Origin of the sequence: Bradyrhizobium sp. WSM1743, from assembly GCF_000473065.1 — a bacterium.
GTDB lineage: Bacteria > Pseudomonadota > Alphaproteobacteria > Rhizobiales > Xanthobacteraceae > Bradyrhizobium.
In genome coordinates, this window is record NZ_AXAZ01000049.1 from 1 (window position 1) to 24823 (window position 24823).

At 64.2% G+C, this 24823-nt stretch carries 23 protein-coding genes; 9 read left to right on the forward strand and 14 right to left on the reverse strand.

Annotation, left to right across the window (positions count from 1 at the left end; all coding sequences use genetic code 11):
• The first annotated feature begins 920 nt into the window (after positions 1-920).
• On the forward strand, positions 921-1484 hold the full coding sequence (locus tag YU9_RS0125485) for an SRPBCC family protein (RefSeq protein ID WP_027575341.1): 564 nt from the start codon (positions 921-923) through the stop codon (positions 1482-1484).
• A 2-nt stretch (positions 1485-1486) separates the two neighbouring features.
• Positions 1487-2440 carry a cytochrome D1 domain-containing protein gene (locus tag YU9_RS0125490; RefSeq protein WP_027575342.1) on the forward strand — a complete coding sequence of 318 codons (954 nt, stop codon included), beginning with the start codon at positions 1487-1489 and terminating at the stop codon, positions 2438-2440.
• Positions 2441-2519: 79 nt separating this feature from the next.
• Here the strand turns inward: YU9_RS0125490 and YU9_RS0125495 are convergent, their stop codons facing one another.
• The 6 genes from YU9_RS0125495 to YU9_RS0125525 all read right to left on the reverse strand — a co-directional run bounded on the left by YU9_RS0125495 (position 2520) and on the right by YU9_RS0125525 (position 10114).
• Positions 2520-3152, reverse strand: coding sequence for an HAD-IA family hydrolase (locus YU9_RS0125495; protein WP_027575343.1), 633 nt, complete (start codon positions 3150-3152; stop codon positions 2520-2522).
• Positions 3153-3414: 262 nt separating this feature from the next.
• On the reverse strand, positions 3415-3993 hold the full coding sequence (locus tag YU9_RS0125505; protein ID WP_027575344.1) for a YcxB family protein: 579 nt from the start codon (positions 3991-3993) through the stop codon (positions 3415-3417).
• Positions 3994-4188: 195 nt separating this feature from the next.
• Positions 4189-7167: an excinuclease ABC subunit UvrA gene (gene uvrA / locus YU9_RS0125510; protein WP_027575345.1), complete on the reverse strand. Its 2979-nt coding sequence runs from the start codon at positions 7165-7167 to the stop codon at positions 4189-4191.
• Positions 7168-7443: 276 nt separating this feature from the next.
• The gene (locus tag YU9_RS0125515; protein ID WP_027575346.1) at positions 7444-8199 is read right to left on the reverse strand and encodes an outer membrane protein; all 756 of its coding nucleotides are present in this window, start codon (positions 8197-8199) and stop codon (positions 7444-7446) included.
• Positions 8200-8435: 236 nt separating this feature from the next.
• Positions 8436-9107: an outer membrane protein gene (locus YU9_RS0125520; protein ID WP_027575347.1), complete on the reverse strand. Its 672-nt coding sequence runs from the start codon at positions 9105-9107 to the stop codon at positions 8436-8438.
• A gap of 239 nt (positions 9108-9346) precedes the next feature.
• A complete protein-coding gene (locus YU9_RS0125525; RefSeq protein WP_027575348.1) occupies positions 9347-10114 on the reverse strand; it encodes an outer membrane protein in 768 nt (255 codons plus the stop codon).
• Between the two features lie 440 nt (positions 10115-10554).
• Here YU9_RS0125525 and YU9_RS0125530 point away from each other — a divergent pair, with 440 nt between their 5' ends.
• Together YU9_RS0125530 and gyrA are read left to right on the forward strand one after the other, a co-directional pair.
• The gene (locus tag YU9_RS0125530) at positions 10555-11049 is read left to right on the forward strand and encodes a single-stranded DNA-binding protein (RefSeq protein WP_027575349.1); all 495 of its coding nucleotides are present in this window, start codon (positions 10555-10557) and stop codon (positions 11047-11049) included.
• Between the two features lie 362 nt (positions 11050-11411).
• Entirely contained in the window at positions 11412-14150 is a 2739-nt protein-coding gene (gene gyrA, locus YU9_RS0125535; protein ID WP_027575350.1) for a DNA gyrase subunit A, read from the forward strand.
• A 9-nt stretch (positions 14151-14159) separates the two neighbouring features.
• Here the strand turns inward: gyrA and YU9_RS0125540 are convergent, their stop codons facing one another.
• The 4 genes from YU9_RS0125540 to YU9_RS0125555 form a co-directional block, all read right to left on the reverse strand.
• Positions 14160-14378 carry a hypothetical protein gene (locus YU9_RS0125540; RefSeq protein ID WP_027575351.1) on the reverse strand — a complete coding sequence of 73 codons (219 nt, stop codon included), beginning with the start codon at positions 14376-14378 and terminating at the stop codon, positions 14160-14162.
• Positions 14378-14602 carry a hypothetical protein gene (locus YU9_RS49200; RefSeq protein WP_198028301.1) on the reverse strand — a complete coding sequence of 75 codons (225 nt, stop codon included), beginning with the start codon at positions 14600-14602 and terminating at the stop codon, positions 14378-14380. The genes YU9_RS0125540 and YU9_RS49200 overlap by 1 nt, the downstream gene beginning before the upstream one ends.
• Before the next feature lie 3 nt (positions 14603-14605).
• Positions 14606-16459: a potassium transporter Kup gene (locus YU9_RS0125550; RefSeq protein ID WP_027575352.1), complete on the reverse strand. Its 1854-nt coding sequence runs from the start codon at positions 16457-16459 to the stop codon at positions 14606-14608.
• 191 nt (positions 16460-16650) lie between these two features.
• Entirely contained in the window at positions 16651-16908 is a 258-nt protein-coding gene (locus YU9_RS0125555) for a hypothetical protein (RefSeq protein WP_027575353.1), read from the reverse strand.
• A gap of 261 nt (positions 16909-17169) precedes the next feature.
• Here YU9_RS0125555 and coaD point away from each other — a divergent pair, with 261 nt between their 5' ends.
• The 5 genes from coaD to queA all read left to right on the forward strand — a co-directional run bounded on the left by coaD (position 17170) and on the right by queA (position 20380).
• Positions 17170-17664: a pantetheine-phosphate adenylyltransferase gene (coaD, locus tag YU9_RS0125560; RefSeq protein WP_027575354.1), complete on the forward strand. Its 495-nt coding sequence runs from the start codon at positions 17170-17172 to the stop codon at positions 17662-17664.
• A gap of 37 nt (positions 17665-17701) precedes the next feature.
• On the forward strand, positions 17702-18265 hold the full coding sequence (locus YU9_RS0125565; protein ID WP_027575355.1) for a peptidylprolyl isomerase: 564 nt from the start codon (positions 17702-17704) through the stop codon (positions 18263-18265).
• 8 nt (positions 18266-18273) lie between these two features.
• Complete coding sequence (locus tag YU9_RS0125570) at positions 18274-18684, forward strand: hypothetical protein (RefSeq protein ID WP_027575356.1); 411 nt, start codon at positions 18274-18276, stop codon at positions 18682-18684.
• Entirely contained in the window at positions 18681-19145 is a 465-nt protein-coding gene (locus YU9_RS0125575; RefSeq protein ID WP_027575357.1) for a peptidylprolyl isomerase, read from the forward strand. The genes YU9_RS0125570 and YU9_RS0125575 overlap by 4 nt, the downstream gene beginning before the upstream one ends.
• A 164-nt stretch (positions 19146-19309) precedes the next feature.
• Positions 19310-20380 carry a tRNA preQ1(34) S-adenosylmethionine ribosyltransferase-isomerase QueA gene (gene queA, locus YU9_RS0125580; protein ID WP_027575358.1) on the forward strand — a complete coding sequence of 357 codons (1071 nt, stop codon included), beginning with the start codon at positions 19310-19312 and terminating at the stop codon, positions 20378-20380.
• Between the two features lie 178 nt (positions 20381-20558).
• On the opposite strand, the gene YU9_RS0125585 is transcribed toward queA, so the two are convergent.
• From YU9_RS0125585 to YU9_RS0125600, 4 genes are all read right to left on the reverse strand, one after another.
• A complete protein-coding gene (locus YU9_RS0125585) occupies positions 20559-21596 on the reverse strand; it encodes an aspartate-semialdehyde dehydrogenase (RefSeq protein ID WP_027575359.1) in 1038 nt (345 codons plus the stop codon).
• 234 nt (positions 21597-21830) lie between these two features.
• Positions 21831-22433 (reverse strand): PepSY domain-containing protein, encoded by a 603-nt coding sequence (locus tag YU9_RS0125590; protein WP_027575360.1) that lies wholly within the window; start codon positions 22431-22433, stop codon positions 21831-21833.
• Between the two features lie 251 nt (positions 22434-22684).
• On the reverse strand, positions 22685-23431 hold the full coding sequence (locus YU9_RS0125595) for a TetR/AcrR family transcriptional regulator (protein ID WP_027575361.1): 747 nt from the start codon (positions 23429-23431) through the stop codon (positions 22685-22687).
• 134 nt (positions 23432-23565) lie between these two features.
• Positions 23566-24750 carry a patatin-like phospholipase family protein gene (locus YU9_RS0125600; RefSeq protein ID WP_027575362.1) on the reverse strand — a complete coding sequence of 395 codons (1185 nt, stop codon included), beginning with the start codon at positions 24748-24750 and terminating at the stop codon, positions 23566-23568.
• Positions 24751-24823: the final 73 nt, after the last annotated feature.

Sequence of the window (24823 nt, forward strand, 5' to 3'; positions counted from 1 at the left end):
AAGCCCTACTTGCTGGCACACCTCTTGATCATCCTGCTGCTCGAGCCGCTTGCCCGCGACTTCGAGGACTCTCCCCGCTGGATGCAGGCCGCCTGACGGCACCTGGCGCTTGGCGTGTTTTGCAACAACTCGTTGCATCCTTGCTACAAGCGATCATTCCACAACCAACCATCCGTTGCTTCCGCCGCAGAAAGCGAGCGCTTGGGCGGCACCTGCGCGAGCCTCCTCGAAAACGTCCGTATCAATCGATGCTCGCGCTACCTTAACGCCTATGGGGAAGGCCGGGTGCCGGCTGGCACCCGCGGTCCGCTGTGCGCGTAATGCGCTGGAAGTGATGCACAGCGGCATACAGGTAAAGCCAAACATCCGGCCTTCCCTGCGCAGTGGTTTTACGGCTTATGTCGTGCTCTCCCCGGGGAGCGATGCACTATTGCCCCCGTCGCCTTGCGGATGGCTGATGCGCGCGCCCGGTCGGGCACGACGCATCACCGCAAGCCTTGGCGCACAGACCCCGGGCGCCAGGACCACACGATTTTGCCGTACGCAGGCTGCGCCCGTCGTGTGCGCGCCTCGCCTGCTCACGGAGTGACCCGCCCTGCAAACCACCTGCGCGCGACGCTGCCTGCGTCCACCACGTCCCATCCCGCGTTCGTGACGATCGCGATGCGCCCCTCGGCCCGGGTTGGGGTGGCCGGAAGATGCGATAATTCCGAATTCGAGTAAAGCGAATTATTTTGGGTGCGCTACGTTGACCCCGATCTCGCGTGTCTTGCCCGTCGGGCAATGCAAGGGATGGTGTGGATGACCTGCAACGGCCCCGCCACAGCCGTGCCACGAACAGGTCTCCCCATGGTCCAAAAATGCGCTACGATGACCTCAGCGCGCCCAAAGTCGCGCAGGTTGAGGAACGAGGAAACGACATGAGGATGACGATGGGAACGGCGATCGCCGGGGTGGCGGCGCTGGCGGTTGTGGGAATGGCTCTGACGGCGGCTTTCGAGCCGGTCCGGGCCCATGGGCCGACCCGGCAGAAGGTCCGGGAATCCATCGAGATCAGTGCGCCGCAGGACAAGGTCTGGGCCGCAATCCGCAACTTCCAGGACATGAGCTGGCTGCCGCCTGTGACCAAGACCACGGGCGAGAGGGGCAACGAGATCGGCGCAACGCGGACGTTGACCCTGACGGGCGGTGCGACCGTCGAAGAAGAGCTCTACAAATACGAGCCCGACATACAGAGCTATTCGTATCGCATCACCAACGTCGACGTGAAGGTGCTGCCGGTGACCAATTATTCCTCGACCTTGACGGTCTCGCCGGCGCCCGACGGAAAGGCGAAGCTGGAATGGGCCGGCGCGTTCTATCGGGGCTATCCCAACAACGATCCGCCGCCGGAGCTGAGCGACGAAGCCGCCAAGACTGCCGTGAGCGGGCTGTACAAGGCCGGGCTCGAGGCGCTCAAGAAGAAGATTGAGAGCGGCAGCTGATCGTGAGGGTGCTGGTTCTGGCGGCGCTCGCCGCCAGCCTTTGTCATGCGAGCCTCGGCAGCGCGTACGCCGAAGAGGCGTTCGTCACCAACCAGCTCAGTGACGATCTGATGATCGTGGACCTCGCGACCGCGCGCAGCGTCGCGACCATTCCCATCGGCGGCAAGCCGGCCGGCGTCGCCGTCAGTGCGGATGGACGCTTTGCCTATATCACGAGCCCCGACGCCAAGGCAGTGACGGTGGTGGACGCCGCCGCGCGGCAGGTCGCAGACCGCGTCGATGTCGGCGGTGGGCCGCTCGGCATTGCCGCGGCGCCTGATGGCCGCACCGTCTATGTCGCCGACTGGTATGCCGCCGCGGTGCGAGTGATCGATACGGCCTCGCGCAGCGTCACCGCCAGCATCGCGGTCGGCGCCTCACCCTCGGGCCTCGCCGTGACGCCTGACGGCAAGCTGCTGCTCTCTGCGGACCGTGACGACGACAGCGTCTCGGTGGTGGACACCGCGACGCGCCAGCGCAAGGCGATCACCAAGGTCGGCACGCGTCCGTTCGGCGTCACCGTCGACGCCGATGGCAGGCGCGCCTACACCGCCAATGTCGGCTCCGACGACGTCTCGGTCATCGACATCGCCGAAGGCAAAGAGATTGGCCGCGTGCCGGTCGGGATGCGTCCCTATGCGGTGGCGCTGACGCAAGAGCGCGGCTTCGTCACCGACCAGTATGGCGGCACCGTCAGCGTGTTCGACCTCGCGACGCTGAAGCCGATCAAGCGCATCAATGTCGGCGACTATCCCGAAGGCATCGCGGCGACCGCCGACGGCAAGCGCGTCATCGTCGCCTGCTGGGAAAGCAACACGCTTCATATCATCGATGCGGTCGAGCTGAAGGTGATCGGCGAGATCAAGACCGGCGATGGCCCGCGCGCGTTCGGGGCGTTCCTGCGCAGGACGGAGTAGGGCGGGTGCACTTGTAGCCCGCATGGAGCAAAGCGGAATGCGGGGCCACTTTCCCGGATTGCGCTTTGCTCCATCCGGGCTACGGCACCGGAGAAAACATCGACGCAATCTCGTCCATCCGCTCGAACACATGGTCCGGCCCGAGCGCCCGCAACGCCGCCGGCGCCGCATAGCCCCAGCACACGGCGCCGCAGGCGATGCCGACGGCCCGCGCCGCCTCGATGTCGCGGACCTCGTCGCCGATCGAAATGACCTTGCTGGGCTCGACACCCGCGCGCCGAATGACCCGGCGGAATTTTGCAGCCTTGCCGAACAGTGATGCAGAGCAGTCGAAATGTGCGAACAGCGCCGCGGCCTCGCCGAGCTTCTCGCGCGCATTGGCTTCGCTGTCGGAGGTCACCAGCGCGAGCTGCACGCCGTTCTCAGCCACCGTCCGCAGCATCGCCTCGACGCCCGCAAACAGCGAAATCTCAGCGGCTGCCTCCGCCTTCAGCCGCCGCGCATGCCGCGCGATCGCCGGCAGCTTCCACAAGGGCACCTCGAGCCGGGCGAGGATCTCGCGGCTCGATGCGCGCCGCAGCTCTTCAATCTCCTCAATCGCGACGCGGCGAAAATTGAAGCGATCGGCGACATCGTTGATGGTGCGCAGGAACCAGGGAAAGCTGTCGGCGAGGGTACCGTCGAGGTCGAAGATGGCGAGGGAGTAGGGCATGGGGGCGGATTTTGAGCTCACCGACGACCGAGAGGTCGCGTGCTAGTATTCGCGAGTTCGAGCACAGCCATGCGACACGAGCGGATCGAAATCAACCTGCAATCATCGGCGGCAAGCCTATGCTCTGGCTCGCCGATGAGTGCATCGCTGCCTCCCCTGTACGAGAGCTGCGCGCCGCTGGTCACGACGTGCCTTATATTGCCGAATATGCCGCGAGCCTGAGCGACATGGAGGTAAGGGCGCTCGCGGCCCGGCATCGCCATTAAGCGGACTTGACGGCGCTCGAGGAAACGGTGGCGGACCGCAGCCGCTCACTGGCCCATTCGGCAAAAGCAGCGCGTGCGGAGGGATTGGAAAAGGCTCGCGCCGGTATGAAAAAGCCTTGCCCTGAATTGTACCATATCCCCACCATGGTCGGCGCATCTGTCACGCCCTTGATGGAATGCCAGGACGTCCGGCGTTCGCTGCCGGAGGTTCTGACGACAATCGAGCTATCGTCAAGAGTGACGTGCCACGTCATTTGCTCTATGCGGTCTAGCTCAAATAGCTTGTCGTGAATTCGTCGGATGATCTGGCCTGTTACGAAAACCGCGTGAATCTGTCCAAGCACAAAGCAGACTATCAATACAAACAGAGTTTGCGGTGTAGGCCATTCTAGAGCCAGGGCAAGAAGACCCAATATCATCAGGACGGCCGCAATAACCAGCCCTTGAACTAGGTTGGCTTCCCAATCGATGTGGGCCTTTAGACGGTTGCTTATAAGTTTTCGGAAGAACCTGTCTTCCTCTCTGGAGATATTGAATTGGAATCGAAAGCTTGACTGATCAATGACGTCGCTCAAATCTTATCTCCGCGGCAAAGTCAGTTGAGTATAGCCACCATCCGCGAGATAACCATAGGTTGTGTCGGCGAACGAGGTCTTAGTCGTCAGAACGACTATCCACGGATGGGCCGATCGACGTGGCGCCCCTGTCTCCGATATTTGTCTGATTGCAGACCTTTGGCTTTGCGTAGATTGGCCGAGTCCAAAGCGACGTTACTCCGCCGCCTCGCTCGCCGCACGCCTTCGCTTCGGGTTCCGCGCCTTCTCCAGTACCGGCGCCAGAAACTTGCCCGTATAGCTGCGCGGCGCCTTGGCGATGTCCTCCGGCGGGCCCCAGGCGACGATCTCGCCGCCGCCGTCGCCGCCTTCGGGGCCGAGGTCGATGACCCAGTCGGCGGTCTTGATGACCTCGAGATTGTGCTCGATCACAACGACCGTATTGCCCTGCGCGACCAGCTCGTGCAGCACCTCGAGCAGCTTCTTGACGTCGTGGAAGTGCAGGCCGGTGGTGGGCTCGTCCAGGATGTAGAGCGTGCGACCGGTGGCGCGCTTGGACAGCTCTTTCGCAAGTTTGACGCGCTGGGCTTCGCCGCCCGAAAGGGTGGTCGCTTGTTGCCCCACGTGGATATAGTCCAGACCGACCCGGTGCAGGGTCTGAAAAGTCTCGCGCACGCGCGGCACCGCTTTGAAGAACTCGGCGGCTTCCTCGACGGTCATGTCGAGCACGTCGGCAATGCTCTTGCCCTTGAACAGGACCTCCAGCGTCTCGCGGTTGTAGCGCTTGCCCTTGCAGACGTCGCAGGTGACATAGACGTCGGGCAGGAAGTGCATCTCGATCTTGATGACGCCGTCGCCCTGGCAGGCCTCGCAGCGGCCGCCCTTGACGTTGAAGGAGAAGCGGCCGGGCTCGTAGCCTCGTGCCTTCGCCTCCGGCAGGCCGGCGAACCATTCGCGGATCGGCGTGAAGGCGCCGGTGTAGGTCGCGGGGTTGGAGCGCGGGGTGCGGCCGATCGGCGACTGGTCGATGTCGATGATCTTGTCGATGTGCTCGAGGCCCTCGATGCGGTCGTGCGGCGCGGCGCCTTCGCTGGCATTGTTCAGCTTGCGGGCGATGGCGCGGTAGAGCGTGTCGATCAGAAGAGTCGACTTGCCGCCGCCGGAGACGCCGGTGACGCAGGTGAACAGGCCGAGCGGAATCTCCGCCGTGACATTCTTGAGGTTATTGCCGCGCGCGTTCACCACCTTGATGGTGCGGCGATGGTTCGGCGGACGCCGCTCCGGCACCTCGACCTCGAGCTCGCCGGTGAGATACTTGCCGGTCAGCGATTTCGGGTTGCGCATGATCTCGGCGGGCGTGCCTTCGGCGACGATGTTGCCGCCATGCATGCCGGCGCCGGGGCCGATGTCGAGCACGTAGTCGGCAAGGCGAATGGCGTCCTCGTCATGCTCGACCACGACCACGGTGTTGCCGAGGTCGCGCAGCCGCTTCAGCGTATCGAGCAGGCGGGCATTGTCGCGCTGGTGCAGGCCGATCGACGGCTCGTCGAGCACGTAGAGCACGCCCGTCAGCCCCGAACCGATCTGCGAGGCCAGGCGAATGCGCTGGCTCTCGCCGCCGGACAGCGTGCCGGAGGAACGGGACAGCGTGAGATAGTTGAGGCCGACGTCGAGCAGGAAGGTGAGGCGCTCGCGGATCTCCTTCAGGATCCGCCCCGCGATCTCGTTCTGCTGCTTGTTCAGCGCCTCGGGCACGCCCGCGAACCACTCGCCGGCGCGCTTGACCGACAGCTCCGAGATCTCGCCGATATGCTTGCCGCCGACCTTGACGCAGAGCGCCTCGGGCTTGAGCCGAAAGCCGTGGCAAGCCTCGCAGGGCACGTCGTGGAAATACTTCGCCAGCTCCTCACGCGCCCACTCGCTTTCCGTCTCGCGATAGCGGCGGTTGATATTGGTGATGACGCCCTCGAACGGCTTCTTGGTGTCGTAGGAGCGCACGCCGTCCTCGTAGGAGAACTTGATCTCGTCCTCGCCCGAGCCGTAGAGGATCGCGTTCTGCGTCTTCTTCGGCAAGTCCTTCCACTTGGTGTCGAGCGTGAACTTGTAGTGCTTGCCGAGCGCGGTCAGCGTCTGCACGTAATAGGGCGATGACGATTTGGCCCAGGGCGCGATCGCGCCCTTGCGCAGCGTCAGGTCTTTCTCGGGGATGACGAGATCCTCGTCGACATGCTGCTCGACGCCGAGGCCGCCGCAGGCGGGGCAAGCGCCATAGGGATTGTTGAACGAGAACAGCCGCGGCTCGATCTCCGGAATGGTGAAGCCGGAGACCGGACAGGCGAACTTTTCCGAGAACAGGATGCGCTCGGGCCCGCTCTTGTCGTGGATCTTGGCTGTCTTCTTCTTTTCCTCGACGGGCGCGGCCGCCGGCGTGTCGGCGAACTCGACGACGGCAAGGCCTTCGGCGAGCTTCAGCGCGGTCTCGAAGCTCTCGGCGAGGCGCTGGCCGATGTCGGAGCGGACCACGATGCGGTCGACCACGACGTCGATGTCATGCGGGAATTTCTTGTCCAGCGTCGGCGCTTCCGCAAGCTCGTAGAAGGTGCCGTCGATCTTGACGCGCTGAAAGCCCTTCTTGAGCCATTCGGCGAGCTCCTTCTTGTACTCGCCCTTGCGGCCGCGCACGACCGGCGCCAGCAGATAGAGGCGGGTGCCTTCGGGTAGCGCCAGCACGCGATCGACCATCTGCGAGACGGTCTGGCTCTCGATCGGCAGGCCCGTGGCCGGCGAGTAGGGCACGCCGACGCGGGCCCACAAGAGGCGCATGTAGTCGTAGATCTCGGTGACGGTGCCGACGGTGGAGCGCGGATTCTTCGACGTTGTCTTCTGCTCGATCGAGATCGCCGGCGACAGGCCGTCGATCTGGTCGACGTCGGGCTTCTGCATCATCTCCAGGAACTGGCGGGCATAGGCCGACAGCGACTCGACGTAGCGGCGCTGGCCCTCAGCGTAGATGGTGTCGAAGGCGAGCGAGGATTTGCCGGAGCCGGAGAGGCCGGTGAACACCACCAGCTTGTCGCGGGGAATCTCTACATCGATGTTCTTGAGGTTGTGCTCGCGCGCGCCGCGGATCGTAATTGCGCGCAGGCTGGAGCCCGCGTTCTGTTGTTGGCGCTTCGCCCTGATCACTTCGTCCATCCCGCTGGTCCTCAAGGAATCCAAAGACGCGCGATCGCGCCAATGCAAAAGGCGCGCTTCGCCCGGAACCGGGATCGGCGCCGATGGGTGTGGCAGCGAACGTAGGAAGAACGGCGGAGGATTTCCAGTGGGACTTGCGAATCGTCAACGGATTGTTGGCGTGCTGGCGGCATCTGGCAGCAGGAAACACGAGGAACTACGGGGAACGCGCCCGCCCCAACTAAAAGGCCGGCGGTAAAGCCGGCCTTTCGTGACGATGTGACGTCGGTGACAAGATCAGTATCTCGCGACGACCGGGCCGCCGAACGTGTAGTTGAGGCGAACGGTAGCCATGTCCACGTCCTGCTTGATGCTGTCGGTGCGGGTGTTCACGCCGAGGAAGGTGAAGGTCTCGTTGTGCCTGCCCATGAACAGGTGGTTGTATTCGACGCCGACCGACCAGTTAGGGGCGAAGCCGAATTCTATGCCGGTGCCGACAGTACCGCCCCAGCGCGTTTCGTTCGCGGTGTCGATCGTAACGCCCGCAAAACTGCCACTGTACTTGTTGTGAGTGACGGCAGCGCCGCCCTTCACGTACCAGAGCACGTTGTTCCAGGCATAACCGACCTGGCCGGTGAAGAGGCCGATGGCGTCGATCCTGGTCTCGTTCACCACCGGCGCGAGCGCGGCAGGCGAGCTGACGTTCGAACCCTTCAGGTCAGCCCAGTCGCCCTGGGCTTCGAGACCGAACACCCAGTTGGCGGACTGCCAGCGATAACCGATCTGGCCGCCGACGAGTGCGCCGGTCGCATTGTGACAACCTTCGGCCACTGCCGGGGCGACCGCGAAGGGGCCGACACTGGTGAGATCCCAACAATTGTGGCTCCAGCCACCGCCGGCGTTGGCGCCGATGTAAAAACCGGTCCAGTTGTAGATGGCGGCCGGAGCGATCGGCGCCTTGGTGTAGGGGCGCGCCGCGAGATCGGCGGCCGAGGCCGGTGCCAACGCGCTGAGTGCGAACAAACCGGCCGAAGCCAGCAAAAGCTTCTTCATATCCATTCCCCAGTTCCGTTTCTCTTTCTCGCCTTCCGCGAAGCGGAAGAGCAGCGGACCCTATGACCCAACTGATGCCATTGCTACACCATTAAAGCTAAAGGTTGTGTCACCCGGGAGCCACATCTCGCCGAAAACGCTAGTGGCGGGCTGGCGTATATTGCTACGCGTGAAAACAACAAAAAGGCCGGCGCGAGGCCGGCCTTTCGTAACGCGGGTAGCGTCGGAGACGAAGCTTAGTACTTCGCGACGATCGGGCCGCCGAAGTGATAGTTCACGCCGACCTGCACGGTGTGGTACTCGAGCGTGCCAGTCGTGAGAGGGGCACCGATACCCGAGAAGTAGGTCTCGCCGCCGAGGTTGCGATAGAGGTACTCGCCCTTGACCGACCACTGCGGAGCGAAGAACGCCTCGACACCGGCGCCGACAGTCCAGCCCGAGTGCCACTTGGAGTCGGAGATCGACACGGCGCCCGCGGTGGCGGTGATCTTGTTGTCGACCCAGGCGTAACCGCCGGTGCCGTAGAACAGCACATTGTTGACGGCGTAGCCGATGCGGCCGCGCACGGTGCCCATCGCGTCGGTCTTCGACTTCACGGAGACGCCGAGAATGCTGACCGTGTCGCTGGCGTCAGCCCACGCACCGTCGGCCTCGACACCGAACACGATGTTGCCGGTCTGCCAGTTGTAGCCGGCGGTGCCGCCGACGAAGCCGCCCTTCATCTTGATGTCGGATGCGTTCTGCCAAGCACCGCCGCCGACGATACCGAGGTAGAAACCGGTCCAGTTGTAGACAGCAGCGATCGGAGCGACCGGAGCCTTGGTGTAGGGGCGGGCTGCCAGATCAGCTGCCGACGCGGGGGCCGCAAGAGCGAACAAACAGGCCGAAGCCAACAAAACCTTCTTCATTTTCAACTTAATCCCAGTCCCAGTTTCTGTTGTTGCCTTCCGTGACGGAAGGGCAGCGGACTCAACGGCCCAACTGACGCCGTCTCTACACCAGCAAAGCCGCAAGTTGTGTCTCCGAAAAGCCACATAGCGGCAAAAGGTGATGGTTGCTGACTTATTACGCTTAAGCGAATTCGCGCCCAAAACAAAAAGGCCGGCGCGAGGCCGGCCTTTGTTTTTCAAATAATATCAGCGAGATATCAGTACCTTGCGATCGCCGGGCCGCCCCAGCGATAGTTCACGCGGATGAGGCCGATATCGACGTCTTGGCTGATGCGCTCGGAACGCGTGACAACACCGAGCGGGGCAATGCCGAAATTGCCGGATCCGGTGAAGTTGATCGTGCGGTTGCCGAGGAAGATGTGATCGTACTCGAAGCCGACCGACCAGTTCGGCGCAAACCCGAATTCGATGCCTGCACCGACCGTGGCACCCCAACGGGTCTCGTTGGCCCGATCGAATTCGAGGCCTGTCGCCAGATCGTAGCTCCGATAGCGATCACCGACCACGGCGCCGCCGCCCTTCACGTAGAGCAGCACGTTGTTCCAGGCGTAGCCGACCTGGCCGGTGAGCAAACCGAAAGCGTTGATCTTGGAACGGTCGCGGAGGCCGGTCAGCGGGCTGACGTTGTCGCCGGAAAAGTCGGCCCAGTTGCCCTGGCCCTCGAGGCCGAACACCCAGTTCGCCGACTGCCAGCGATAGCCGGCCTGGCCACCGACCGTGCCGCCCGTCGCGTTGTGGCAGCCCTCGCCAAGAACACCGGTCACCGGCGTCACGAAGTCCCAGCACTTGTGGCTCGTGCCGCCGCCGCCGTTGATGCCGATATAGAAGCCGCTCCAGTCGTAGATGGCAGCGACCGCCGGCGCCGGAGCCTTGGTGTAAGGACGCGCAGCGAGATCCGCCGCGCTTGCCGGAGCCGACAGGACCAACGCCATTGCACTGATTGCACTAAACAGAATCTTATTCATTGCAGTCTCCCCAGTTTCGCCCGCTTCTCGAAGTCCCCGAAGCGGCTGATCAGGCGCGACGCCCATATGAACTAATTCCGAGGCAACCGTAGCCTAAGGAAAGGGCAGAGTCCGTCTCCGAAATGCCACACTCGGCCACCGACAGAAGTGGCTGCAACTTGATGAAGGTTAAGAGGTTTTCATCGTTCGCGGGAACCCGAAAAAGTTCCATCCGAGGGCTGCCTTTTTCACCGGCGTTGCGGCTGAGTGCTTTGGCGCGCCGCCGCGAAGAACAAATCTGGAACAGAGCCGAGGGCGATGCTATATGTGGGGATAACCTTGAGGGTGGCGGGCTGATCGGTGCCCGCAAGCGTATAGGGTCGCCTCGACAGGGCGCGGAGGAACGCGGGCAGCGAATTCGCCCTTTTGAAATTCAGTGGCATTCGGAGTGGAGAGCGGCGATGGCGGGAAGCGTCAACAAGGTCATTCTGGTTGGAAATCTCGGCAAGGATCCTGAAATCCGCCGCACCCAGGACGGGCGGCCGATCGCGAATTTGAGCATCGCCACGTCGGAGACCTGGCGTGACAAGAACACGGGCGAGCGCAAGGAAAAGACCGAGTGGCACCGCGTCGTGATCTTCAACGAAGGGCTCTGCAAGGTCGCCGAACAGTATCTGAAGAAGGGCGCGAAGGTTTACATCGAGGGTGCGCTGCAGACCCGCAAATGGACCGACCAGAGCGGCGTCGAGAAGTACTCGACCGAGGTCGTGCTCCAGGGCTTCAACTCGACGCTGACCATGCTCGACGGCCGCGGTGGCGGCGGAGGAGGCGGCAGCTTTGGCGACGAGCCGGGCGGCGATTTCGGCTCCTCCGGTCCGGTCAGCAGCGCACCGCGCCGTCCGGTGGCCGCCGGTGGGGGCCGCAACAGCGACATGGACGACGATATCCCGTTCTGAGCGGGTGGACGGCTTGACGAGGGCGCGCCGGCGGGCTCCGGCGGCACCTCCAGCGTCGTGTCAGCAAATCTTACTAATTGATAGGGCGGGCTCGGATTTTCCGGGCCCGCTTCATGTTTGGGATGAGGTCCGCATGGCGCCCACGCGAAGTCGGCTGACAGGGCCGCTTCCCGCGTGATCAGGCAGGCGTTGCGGGTGGTTCTGGAAGGGCCGATTCCGGGGCCGTCCAGGGCGCTGCTCCAGGGGCCTTAAGTTATTGGAAAAATAAGCGGAAAAAGCGCTTTCCGAGGGGGCTGCAAGGGTGGTTATCCGACCCCGGATGCGCTATATGATTCCCAGATAAAACCTCACCGGATTTCCCCTTGGCTGACGACGACAACAAGCCCGGCGACCAGCCGGCGCAACCCTCGGACATTCGCCCCGTCTCCATCCTCGACGAGATGAAAAAGTCCTACCTCGATTACGCCATGAGCGTGATCGTGTCGCGTGCGCTGCCCGATGCCCGCGACGGTCTGAAGCCCGTGCACCGCCGCATCCTGTTCGCGATGAACGAGGAAGGCTACACGCCCGACAAGAAGCACAAGAAGTCGGCCGGCATCGTCGGCGACGTCATGGGCCAGTATCATCCGCATGGCGACCAGGCGATCTATGACGCCCTGGTGCGCATGGCGCAGCCCTTCTCGATGCGCGAATTGCTGGTGGACGGGCAGGGCAACTTCGGCTCGGTCGACGGCGATCCGCCCGCGGCGATGCGCTACACCGAGTCGCGCCTGACCAAGATTGCGCTCAAGCTGCTCGACGACATCGACAACGAGACCGTTGATTTCCAGGACAACTATGACGGCTCGACCAAGGAGCCGGTGGTCCTGCCGGCGCGGTTCCCGAACCTGCTGGTCAACGGTGCTGGCGGCATCGCCGTCGGCATGGCCACGAACATCCCGCCGCACAATCTCGGCGAGGTGATCGATGCCTGCCTTGCGTTGATCGACAATCCGTCCCTGACCATCGACGAACTCAACAACATCATCCCTGGCCCGGATTTCCCGACCGGCGGCATCATCCTGGGACGCCAGGGCATCCGCAGCGCCTATCATCTCGGTCGTGGCTCCATCGTGATGCGCGGCAAGGTCACCTTCGAGACGATTCGGAAAGAGCGCGAGGCGATCGTCATCACCGAGATCCCGTATCAGGTGAACAAGGCGACGATGGTCGAGCGCATCGCCGAGCTCTACAAGGAGAAGAAGATCGAGGGCATCTCCGATCTGCGCGACGAGTCCGACCGCGACGGCTATCGCGTCGTCGTCGAGCTCAAGCGCGATGCCGTGCCCGACGTGGTGCTGAACCAACTCTACAAGTTCACGCCGCTGCAGACGAGTTTCGGCGTCAACGCCGTTGCACTCGATTCCGGCCGTCCGCAGACCATGAACCTGAAGGATATGCTGACGATCTTCGTCGGCTTCCGCGAGCAGGTCGTCACCCGGCGCACCAAGTACAAGCTGCGCCAGGCGCGCGAGCGCGCACATGAGCAGGTCGGCCTCGCCATCGCGGTCGCCAACATCGACGAGATCATCAAGGTGATCCGCACCTCGCCGACACCGGCGGCCGCGCGCGACACCCTGATGACGCGGGACTGGCCGGCGCGCGACGTCGAGGACATCATCACGCTGATCGACGATCCCCGCCACCGCATCAACGCGGACGGTACCATTCGCCTGTCGCTGGATCAGGCCAAGGCCATCCTCGAATTGCGCTTGGCGCGGCTCACTGCGCTTGGCCGCGACGAGATCGGCGACGAACTGGCAAAGCTTGCCGGCGAGATCGGCGACTATCTCGAGATCCTGCGCTCCCGCGCCCGCATCCTGGACATCATCAAGACCGAGCTTGCCGAGGTGAAGGCCGAGTTCGCCACGCCGCGCCGCACCGTGATCATGGAGCAGGAAGGCGAGGTCGAGGACGAGGACCTGATCCAGCGCGAGGACATGGTCGTCACGGTCTCGCACGCCGGCTACGTCAAGCGCGTGCCGCTGTCGGCCTACCGGGCGCAGCGCCGCGGCGGCAAAGGCCGCGCCGGCATGCAGACTCGCGACGAGGATTTCGTCAGCCGCCTGTTCGTGGCCTCCACGCACACGCCCGTGCTGTTCTTTTCCTCACGCGGCCAGGTCTACAAGGAAAAGGTCTGGCGGTTGCCGATGGCCGCGCCGAACGCACGCGGCAAGGCCATGATCAACATCCTGCCGCTGGAGCAGGGTGAGCGCATCACCACCATCATGCCGCTGCCGGAGGATGAATCGACCTGGGGCCAGCTCGACGTGATGTTTGCCACCACGGGCGGCAATGTCCGGCGCAACAAGCTGTCCGACTTCGTCGACGTCCGCCGCTCCGGCATCATCGCCATGAAGCTCGACGACAACGAGGCGATCGTCGACGTGCAGATCTGCACCGAGCGCGACGACGTGCTGCTGACCGCTGCCGGCGGCCAGTGCATCCGCTTCCCTGTCACCGACGTGCGCGTGTTCACCGGACGCACCTCGATGGGCGTGCGCGGCATCGCGCTCGGCGAAGGCGACAAGGTGATTTCGCTGGCGATCCTGCGCCACGTCGAGACCACCTCGGACGAGCGTTCGGCTTACTTAAAGATGCGCCGCGCGGTCGCGGGTGAGGCCGCCACGGAAGAGGCGCCAGCGGATGCCGAGGCCGAGGAGACCACGGGCAGCTTCCAGCTCCCGCAGGAGCGCTATGTCGAGATGTCGGCGCAGGAGCAGGTCGTGCTGACGGTCTCCGTCAACGGCTACGGCAAGCGGACCTCGTCCTACGAGTACCGCACCACGGGTCGCGGCGGCAAAGGCATCGTCGCCATGAGCGTCAACAACCGCAACGGCAACCTCGTCGCGTCCTTCCCGGTGGAGGAGGCCGACCAGATCATGCTGGTCACCGACAAGGGCCAGCTGATCCGCTGCCCGGTCGAAGGCATTCGCATCGCCGGCCGCTCGACGCAAGGCGTGATCGTGTTCGACACCGCCGAGGACGAGCATGTCGTCTCGGTCGAGCACATCACCGAAGAGGCCGAGAACGGGAGCGGCGAGAACGGCAATGGGGCGTGACGCCCCATTCTAAGCGGCGTTTGCAAGCTCTCTCGTCAAATCAGCAAGCGCCTCGTGCTTACCGATCTGTGCCATCCAGCACCATAGCTCCAGCGTGCAGTAGAGGCGATAGAGACGAAGCGTCTCCTGCCAGTCGGGACGCTCAATCTTGCCATAGCCCGCGAGCAGTCCCTCTCGTTTCGGCGCATCCTTCGGCGTGAAATAGTACAGCGCCTTCGCAATATCCATCAGCGTATGACTGCGTCTGCGTCGCGCTTGGCGATGAACACGTTCGAGCAGACAATTTTTGCCGCATACGAGGAGGTGAGCTGCAACAATTCCGGGCGGACAAAGGCGAGCCCGCTCAGCCCCAAAATTCCCAGAAGTAGAACCGCTACGAGAATTTTGAAGAGTGCCAGAACACGACGCAGCCCTCGTCTTTGTTCGACTCGCATCGACCCGGCTGAGTCCACGCCCTAAATCTCCAGCTCCGTCCCGAACTCCACCACCTGCCTGGTCGGCACGCCGAAGAACGCGGCCGAGCGTTCGGCGTTGCGCTGGAGGAAGGCGAACACGCCTTCGCGCCAGACCCACATTCCCGGGACGTCCTCGCGCGGAATGATGGTCTCGCGGCCAACATAGTAGGTGATGTCGGAGAGGTCGATGCCGGGCAGCTTGCCCTGGCGGCAGACGAGCTTCAGTCCTTCATAGATCGTCGGGTTCTGCATGAAGCCGTAGTGCAGGATCACGCGGGTGATGCCCGGGATGATCTCAACTATCTCGGCGCGTTCCTCGTCGGGAATGTGCGGGGATTCCTCGATCAGCAAGGTGACCAGCAGCACGCGTTCGTGCAGCACGCGATTGTGCTTAACGAACTGGGTCAGCGCCAGTGGCACGCCGCGCGGTGCAGAGGCCAGGAACACCGCGGTCCCAGGCAGCCTCGCCCTGCACTTGTTCACCGCGGTCTCGATCAGGTCCTCCTCGGGTTGGCGCAGCCGCGCCCGCGCCGCCTCGACCAGTTTCACGCCGCCCCGCCACGTCAGCATCAGGAACGCGACGAGGCCGGCGAGCAGCAGCGGAAACCAGCCACCCTCGAACAGCTTGATCGAGTTGGCCGAGAAGAAGATCAGATCGATCACGAAGAAGAAGCCGTTCACGGCAACGACGAGCCAGGGCGAAAAGCCCCACTGGATCGCCACCAGCGCGGCCAACAGCGTGGTGATCGCCATCAGCAGCGACACCGCGATGCCATAGGCGCCGGCGAGGGCGTCCGAGGAGCCGAAGCTCAGGACCGCCCCTAACGTTGCCGCGGCGAGCAGCCAGTTCACCAGCGGCACGTAGATCTGGCCGATCGCATGGCTGGTGGTGTGGCGGATCTGCATGCGCGGCAGAAAGCCGAGCTGGATTGACTGCTGCGTCAGCGAAAACACGCCGGAGATGATCGCCTGCGAGGCGATCACGGTCGCGACCGCCGAGAAGGCGACCAGCAGATAGTGCAGGGCGTCCGGGCAGAGCTGGAAGAACGGATTCTCGATCATGGCGGGATCGGTGATCAGAAGCGCGGCCTGGCCGAAATAATTCAGCACCAGGGCTGGCAGGCAGACCGCGAACCAGGCGAGGCGGATCGGGAAGCGGCAAAAATGGCCCATGTCGGCATACATGGCCTCGCCGCCCGTGACCGCGAGGAAGGCGGCGCCGAGGATTCCGAAGGAGACGTGGAAATCCTGGTGGATCAGGAAGTCGAAGGCATAGAGCGGGCTGAGCGCCGCCAGCACCGCCGGCGCCTTGACGATGCCGTGGATGCCGAGCGCGGCAAGCACGACGAACCAGGCCAGCATCACCGGGCCGAAGACACGGCCGATGAAGCCGGTGCCCTGCTTCTGCATCATGAACAACCCGATCAGGATAGCGATGGTCACGGGCACCACGGCGGGTGCCAGCGAGGGGGCGTCGACCTTGAGGCCTTCGATGGCGCTGAGCACCGAGATCGCCGGCGTGATCGCGCCGTCGCCATAGAGCAGGGCGGCGCCGATGAGGCCGACCACCAGGAGATGGGCGCGCCACGTGCCTGGCTGGGCGTGGCGGGCATGCAGCAGCGCCAGCAGCGCGACGATGCCGCCTTCGCCGCGGTTATCCGCGCGCAGGATCAGCAGCGCGTATTTCAGCGAGATGATCAGCAGCAACGCCCAGAGGATCAGCGAGGCAACCCCCAGGACAGCGTCGTGAGTCAGCGTGCCTCCATGAGCAGCCGCCTTGGCGGCTTCCTTCAGGGCGTAGAGAGGACTGGTGCCGATATCGCCGTAGACCACCCCAAGGGCGCCCATGGTCATGGCAAGCGGCAGCTGATCGGGATGGTGGCCGGAGGCGACTGCGGGCGTACTGGACAACGGCAAATCCCCCGATGGAATCGCGCCCGGCGGGCCATTCCGACGGGCGCGAGCACGAGTCTGCGACGAGACGTCGCAAATATCCACGGGGTTTATCTTGAGGGGCTTTCCTGACGCGAAACTGACAGGTCCGGCTACGGCGTGCGGTCGGCGGTCACGAGGCGGGCCTCGCGGACAGTGGCCTTGCTGCCGGCGCGGCGCAGGCAGGAGGCCTCGAAATTAGGCCAGGCCTGCTGTGAGCAGTCGCGGCCGATGGTGCGGATGTCGAGCCGGTCGCTCTTGGCCAGCGGCTGCGGCACGCTGGCTTCGACGGTCGGGGCAAAACCGGGCAGGAGGGTGAGGGCTGCGGCAACACATGCAGAGAGTGCGATCGCTGAAATGGTCTTGATCATTGACTGTCCCCTGTGATGCGGCCGCTCAACGCCCAGTGTGCGGCCCGTCATTCGTTGGCTGGATTAGTAACCATGGCCAGTTTCCGGACGTCTTCGCGGACGCTGGAAATGGTTTCGTTCGCGCTCCGTTTTGTTTCGTGGCTGCCCCGAGGGACGAAACAAAACGGTCGTTTGCCGACAGGTCCGGCGAGATAATTTCCGGGTCATGGACCGGAACCTGCCCGGCTTGCCGGGCCGGGCCGGGCGCGGTAGGACGGGACCATGTCGCGCATTGCCTTCTACCCAGGTTCCTTCGACCCCATCACCAACGGCCATCTGGACGTGGTCCGGCACAGCGTCTCGCTGTGCGACAGGCTCGTGGTCGCGATCGGCCTGCACCCCGGCAAGAAGCCGCTGTTCTCCACCGAGGAGCGCCTGAAGATGCTCCAGGACGTCTGCGGTCCGATCGCGGCCCAGGCCGGCTGCGTGCTCGAGGCGACGACGTTTGACGATCTGTCGGTGGCCGCGGCGCGCAAGCACGGCGCGACCATCATGATCCGGGGCCTGCGCGACGGCACCGACCTCGACTACGAGATGCAGCTCGCCGGCATGAACGAGGCCATGGCGCCCGAGGTGCATACGGTCTTCCTGCCGGCCTCTCCCATGGTCCGCCCGATCACCGCCACTTTGGTGCGCCAGATCGCCGGCATGGGCGGGGACATCTCGGCCTTTGTCCCGCCGCAGGTCGCGGCACAGCTCAAGGCCAAATTCGCCTGATAGCGGCGCGCTTCTTCTCATCTGATCCGGAGTTGTCATGATCCGAATTCTCGCAGTTCTTGCCGCGCTTCTGTTCGCGGTGCCGGCGGTCGCGCAGCAATTGCCGGCGAGCCTCGACAAGGCCAACGCCATCGTCATCGACAGCACCAAGGGCCGCATCGTCATCAAGCTCAGGTCCGACATCGCACCGCAGCACGCCGAGCGCATCAAGCAGCTCGCGCGCGAGGGTTTCTACAACAACGTGCCGTTCCACCGCGTGATGGACGGCTTCATGGCGCAGACGGGCGACGGCCAGAACGGCAACGGCACCGGCGGCTCGAAATATCCGAACCTGAAACAGGAATTCTCCAAGGTGCATTTTGCCCGCGGCATCGTCGGCATGGCCCGGCGCGGCGACAGCGTCGACAGCGCCAACTCGCAGTTCTTCATCATGTTCGCCGACGGCGGCAGCCTCGATGGCCAGTACACGGTGATCGGCGAGGTCGTGCAGGGCATGGACGTCGTCGACAAGCTGAAGAAGGCGCCCCCCGGCTCGCCCGGCGGCTCCGTCACCGATCCCGACAAGATGGTGAAGGTGCAGGTCGCATCCGACATCAAATAGGAGCGGTCATGGCACGCCGCGGTGGCAAGTTCCTGCTGGTTGCCGCGATGCTGCTGCTCGGCGTCCCCCGTGCGGCCGCGGAGGACGCGCCGGTCAACACGATCCAGGACATCTTCCGGCACTTGCGTACCTGCTGGAGACCGCCGTCGCCGGCCAAGGCGCGCCCCCTCGACATCACCGTCGTCGTGAGCTTTAACCGGGCCGGAAACATTCTGGGCCATCCGAGGATTACCTATGAATCCGCGGAGGCCTCCGACAATGACCGGCTGCAATACCGGATCGCGGTGATGGAGGCGTTGCAACGCTGCACGCCGGTGCCGTTTACCGACGCAATGGCAGGCGCAGCTGCGGGGCGTCCATTCGCGATCCAGTTCCGCAGCCGGAAGACTTCACCCCCAACGCAAGAGAGACGAGCATGAGCGTCACCGAAAACACCCTGATCCTCGAGACCACGCAGGGCCCCGTCACCATCGAGATGCGGCCCGACCTCGCGCCGAACCACGTCGCGCGCATCAAGGAGCTCGTGCGCGAAGGCTTCTATGACGGCATCGTGTTCCATCGCGTGATCGAGGGCTTCATGGCGCAGACCGGCTGCCCGCAAGGCACCGGCACCGGCGGCTCCGGCAAGAAGCTGAAGGCCGAGTTCAACAAGGAGCCGCATGTGCGCGGCACCGCCTCGATGGCCCGCGCCGCCAATCCCGATTCCGGAGACAGCCAGTTCTTCATCTGCTTCGACGACGCCCGCTTCCTCGACAACCAGTACACGGTGTGGGGCAAGGTCACCGAGGGCATGGAGAACGTCGACAAGATCAAGCGCGGCGAGCCGGTGATGAATCCGGACAAGATCGTCAAGGCGCGGATGGCCGCGGACAAGGAATAGGGACCGTCATTCCGGGGCGCGCTGCGCAAAATCGACGCCGATTTTGCGCTAACAGCGCGAACTATGGTGCGCAATTGCGCACCTGAGAATCTCGCGCGACAATCTCGGGATTCCGGATCGCCGCGCTCGAGGCGCGGCGTCCGGAATGACGGTGCTAGTGAGACATGCGCACCGATCTCTTCGATTTCGACCTGCCCGCCGAGCGCATCGCCTTGCGCCCGGCGAGCCCGCGCGACTCCGCGAAGATGCTGGTCGTGGAGAACGGCGCGCTGCGCGATCAGGTCATTTCCGACCTGCCGCAATGGCTGAAGCCGGGCGACCAGCTCGTCGTCAACGACACCAAGGTGATCGCGGCGCAGCTTAGGGGCCGCCGCATCGGGCGTGAGACCGAGCCGAAGATCGAGGCGACGCTGATCAAGCGGCTCGACGGCTCGCGCTGGCAGGCGCTGGTGAAGCCGGCGAAGAAGCTCACAGCCGGCGACCGCATCCGTTTCGGCAACGAAGGCAAGGTCTGCCTGCTCGGCCATCTCGATGCCGAAGTCGAGGCCAAGGGGACGGAAGGCGAGGTGACGCTGTCGTTCTCGTTCCACGGCCCGGCGCTCGACCAGGCCATCGCCGATCTCGGCAGCCCGCCGCTGCCGCCCTATATCGCCTCCAAGCGCACGCCCGACGATCAGGATTTTGCGGACTACCAGACCATGTTCGCGGCCAATGAAGGTGCGGTCGCGGCTCCCACTGCAGGCCTGCATTTCACCCCCGCGCTGGAGCAGGCGCTGCGCGCGCGCGACGTCGGCCTCAACCGCGTCACGCTGCATGTCGGGGCAGGGACGTTCCTGCCAGTCAAGGTCGACGACACCGAGAGCCACAGGATGCATGCCGAGTGGGGCACCATCTCGGCCGAAACGGCTGCAAGGCTCAACACGGCGCGGAAGAACGGCGGCCGCATCGTTGCGGTCGGCACCACGTCATTGCGGCTGCTCGAAAGCGCGGCGGACGAGGATGGCACCATTCAGCCGTTCGCCGCCGAGACCTCGATCTTCATCACCCCCGGCTATCGCTTCCGCACGGTCGACGTGCTGATGACGAATTTCCATTTGCCGAAGTCGACGCTGTTCATGCTGGTGTCGGCGTTCTCGGGGCTTGAGACGATGAAGGCTGCATACGCGCACGCGATCTCGAATGGCTATCGGTTCTATTCGTACGGCGATGCGTGCTTGTTGTTTCGGGCACAATAACCGACGGCAATCGCAAACCTATCACCGTTACCCTGAGGCGCTCTTCATGGGCGCAGCGGCGCCCATGAAGAGCCTCGAAGGGCGACGGCCCCGCTGTATCCGGTCCGTTCATCCTTCGAGGCTTTTCCTGCGCTTGCAGCGCAGGAAAAGCACCTCAGGATGACGGATTGAGTGCGCGTTACGCCATCACCCGCTGCGGCAAGAGCTCCGCGATCTGCACCGCATTCAATGCCGCGCCTTTGAGCAGTTGGTCCGCCGCCACGAACATCGAGATCGAATGTCCGGTGGGATCGCTGAGATCCTTGCGGATGCGGCCGACCAGGACGTCGTCCTGGCCCGAGGCGTCGATCGGCATCGGGAAGTAGTTCCTGGCGCGGTCATCGATCACCTTCACGCCGGGCGCTTGCGCCATGATGGCGCGGACCTGGTCCTCGGTGATCGGCTTCTCGCATTCGAAGGTGATGGCCTCACAATGGGCGCGCAGCACCGGCACGCGCACGCAGGTAACGCCGACGGCGATGGTGTCGTCCTCGAAGATCTTGCGGGTCTCCTTGATGACCTTGGTCTCTTCGTCGTTGTAGCCGGTGTCAGGATCGACGGCGGTGTTGTGGTTGAAGAGGTTGAAGGCGTAGGGGTGCGGCATCACCTTGGGCGCATAGACCTGCCCATTGAGATTGGCGCGGGTGGACTCGACGAGCTCCTCCATCGCGGCGGCGCCGGCGCCGGAGGCGGCCTGATAGGTCGAGATGATCACGCGCTTGATGCGGTTCTTCTGATGGATCGGCCACAGCGGCACCAGCGCGGTGATCGCGGCGCAGTTCGGGTTCGCAATGATGCCCTTGTGGTCGCGGATGCGGCTCGCGTTGATCTCGGGGATCACCAGCGGCACGTTCGGGTCCATGCGGAAGGCCGAGGAGTTGTCGACCACGACGGCGCCGCCTTTGACCGCTACGGGTGCGAACTTCTTGGAGATGCTGCCGCCGGCGGAGAACAGGGCGATATCGACACCTTCGAAAGACTGCTCGGTCAGTTCCTCGATGACGACGTTCTGCCCGCGGAACGACACCGTCTTGCCGGCGGAGCGGGCGCTGGCCAGCGCCTTGAGCTTACTGATGCGAAAGCCGCGCTTGTCCATGGTGGCGATGAACTCGGCGCCTACCGCACCGGTGACGCCGACAATCGCGACGACGGGATCGTTACTCACTTTGTCCTCCATTGCATTGAGAATTCAGACAACAAAAAAGCCCCGGACCATCGAGGGCGGGGCTTGCCGTAGAGTTGATGCGTTTAAGTCGACGACCTACGTGCGCACGCCTCCCCGGGCCCCTGAGGCCGTGGTGGTTTTGGTCGTGCGTTTGGTGGTCGTGAACATGGCGGCGACTTATGCGGGAGAGTCTTGCGGCCGTCAATGGCTTTTCGCCCCGGTCGATGCCGGGGAGCGGGCCCGCCGCTATTTGGCCCGTGCGCCCGGCGGCTCCAGAATGACCTCCTTGAGATCGTCGCCGCTGATCACGACGATCGCAAAATTGAGCCGGCCGCGTTCGCGCACCAACCCGCCGCTGATGGCCTTGCCCGAGGCTGCGCGCTCGGCGACGCGTACGGCATCGGCGAGGCGATGCCTGATCGCGCCGAGCGCTGCGAGATTGCTGCGGTCCTCGTGGTCGAGCTCAGTGAGGGGCAGGGCGGCTTCGCCGCCGACGAGCTCGCCGGTCGAAGCATTGATGGTGTGGCGCCAGATCCGGTCGTTGTGCAGGGTCTTGACCCGGTAGACCGGCACGCCCGAGCCGCCGTCGAAACTCACATCCGCCGTCGTGGCGCCGGCATGGCGGGCTTCCGCGATCGCCATGGCCTGGCTGATCGTGATCGACGAGCTGCGGAATCGTTCGATTTCGCGGCTGACCGCCTGGCGGTCCACCTCAGCATCACCATCTGTCTCGCTGTGAAGCGCGGCCGGCGTGCCCGCGGTCACGATTGCCTGTGCCGGCGCGGTGATGAGCAGCGCGGGCAAGGCGATCGCAAGCAGTTGCGAGGTCCATCGTTTGGCTGTCGTCATGCTCGAAACCCTCGGCCAGCGAGTGTGCCGGATGATCGTAAAGAATTCGCGGCCGGCCTTGGGCATCGGCCGGCCGCGGAGCGCCGCGGGGGCTGTACCCGCCGTGACGATCGAAGCGGTCCGGACCTCTTTGGGGCTGGTGAAAAAGCGACCCGTACCGCCTTATAACTAAACCATACCGTATCGTTTTATTTTGGTCAATGACGCCGCGCCGTCCGCCCTGGGGGAAAGCACGCGAGCTCACGGAATTGTCAGCGGGAGGAGCGGCGCCGCGGCGTGAGTTTGGGGGCGTCCTGGACGCGGTCGGCTGGCCCCAGCGCGCCGGCCAGGAACAGCTTGATCGCCGCGCGCATGCGCTTTTCGGCGGCCTTCAGCTCCAGCGCCGTTCCGAACGTCGCCATGCGGTGGGTGTGACCGACGACGACGTCGAGGAACACCTCGGCTGCAATGGTGGTATCTTCGACATCGAGCGCACCTTGCGCCACCAGATGGTCGAAGAAGCGCGCGGTGGTGGCGACGGCCTTGAGCCAGCCTTCCTCCTTGCCGAGCTTGGCGACATCGGGGAAGTTGATGGCCTGCGACGTCATTATGCGGCTGAAAGCGACGGCGTCGGGACCGCAGGTGAAGGTCAGCATCTCGCGTCCGATCTCGACCAGCCGCTGCTCGACCGAGATGTTCGAGGCGCTGGAGAGCTGTGTCTCCGCCGCCGCGGAGAGCGGCGCAAGCCAGCGTGCGATCTCGCGCCTCAGCACCGCCGCAAACAGCCCGCGCTTGTCGCCATAGCGGGAATAGACCGTGGGCTTGCTCACCCGCGCCGCTTCCGCGACCGCATCGAGCGAGGTCGCGTCAAAGCCGCGGTCCAGGAAGAGGCGCGTGGCGACCTCGATCAGCCGCTGGTCGCGCTCGATCGCGGCTGACTTCGTTGGCCGGCCGCCGCGCGATTTCGGCACCTCGCGCCGTGGCGCTGCCGGTCTTGTCCTGGTCGCAGTCAATCCCATGCCCAATGATTCCTGCGCGTTTCTGGCGGTCGTCTTTGCTCTATAACGCGCAGCAACCGGGGCGTCATCGCGAATCTGGCCGAATTGGCCGTATCGTCAACGGTCTCGATACGACCTCGTTCCCTCGTGCCGGCTCACGGAAGCGTCGAGGTCCAGGCCTGCCCGGATGCAGCCTTCTCGTATCCGTACTGATACAGCGCCCGCATATAGGCGGTATCGAACCCTTCCGAGGGCGGGGCGGGGTAATCGCGCGCGATGTAGGAGAGATGGAAGCCCAGTCGGTTGCGCTTGGCGAAATCGTAGGTCGAGAAGATGATCGAGCGCGTCTGCGATTGGGTGATCGCCGACAGGCTGCGTGAGGCAACGTCGATGGTGCCGTTGGAGACGAGTTCGAAGTTGCGTTCGATCTTCTTGTTGACGAGGATGTAGATGTCCATCCTCGCATTGCCGGGCAGACGGCCGTTCTGGAACAACAGGGCTTCCGGCAAGGTCAGCACCGGCGCCGTCACGCCGCCGTCGACATGCATCTCCTGAAACTTGCGGCCCTGGCCTTCGGCGTCGATCATGATCGGCGGAAACACCAGCGGAATGCTGGCGGAGGCCGCCATCACGTCGCGAAACAGTTTTAGGGCCTCGGGCGTTCCGACTGCGGCGATCTTGCCCATGTCCCAGATCGCGGTGCGCTGGGTGTCGAGATCGGTCGTCACCACCAATAGCTTCCGCCCCTTCGCGTGCTCGCGCGCGACCTGCGCCATTATTTCCGGACCGACATAGCGTGCGACCAGCTCGCGCAGGCGCGTGTTGCCGAACAGGCCGGATCCGAACAGCACGCGCATGATGCTGGGATCGTTCAGGAGGCTCTCCGCGATGCCGCTGGTGTAGACCTCCTTCAGCGTATCGTCATATTGCGAGCCGAGAAACGCGAAGGGCGCGATCAGGCCCCCGGTGCTGACGCCCGAGACGACCGAGAAGGTCGGACGGGTTCTGGCCGCGGTCCAGCCGTTGAGCACGCCGACGCCATAGGCGCCATCGGCGCCGCCGCCGGAGAGCGCCAGATAGGTTTTCGTCGCGGTACCGGTGTCCTTCTCGAAGCTGAATTTCGTGACGGGCTCGTCGGCGTAGCGCCGGAGGCCGTCGATATCCAGCACGCGCGAGACGCTGGCTTCAGCGGCCGTGTAGGGCGTGCGGGGCAGGGAGGTGCAGGCGCCGAGCGCCAAGCTGCAGATCAGGACCAGCAATTCGACCAGGCCGACACCTCTCTGCCTGATCCGATCACGCGAGGAGACGGATGCGTCGGTCGAACACGAAGGATACGGCATTGTCGTTGGCTGGCGATCACGCGTCTACCGCCGCCGGCAAATTCGCCGCGGCATCTCGTCCAGCCCCAAGACG